The organism is Cohnella mopanensis (assembly GCF_022352055.1).
GTDB lineage: Bacteria > Bacillota > Bacilli > Paenibacillales > Paenibacillaceae > Cohnella > Cohnella mopanensis.
In genome coordinates this window covers 1-255 of record NZ_JAKRWM010000050.1, presented here as the reverse complement: position 1 = coordinate 255, position 255 = coordinate 1, and the positions used below count along the sequence as shown (strand labels likewise).

Below are 255 nucleotides of genomic sequence, written 5' to 3'. Positions count from 1 at the left end.
TTCCGTCCGGAAGCTTCGGTGAGCCGTGCGGAGATGGCAGCCATGCTGGGTCGCAATCTGCCTACATCAGGCACGAAAGCGTTAAGCTTCAAGGATATGGCGAACAAGCATTGGGCAAGCCAAGAGATCAACGCGACAAGCGCAAACGGAATACTCCTCGGATTCAACGATGGTACATTCCGTCCTACGGAAGTTGTAACTCGTGCTCAGATGGCTGCAATCGTATCCAGATGGGTAACGAACGCTTGCAAGGCG

General features: G+C 53.7%; 1 protein-coding gene. It reads left to right on the top strand.

The features are described 5' to 3' along the window. Positions 1–255, top strand: a 255-nt coding sequence (locus L3D05_RS26925; RefSeq protein ID WP_239618603.1) for an S-layer homology domain-containing protein, incomplete at both ends; no start/stop codon positions are given.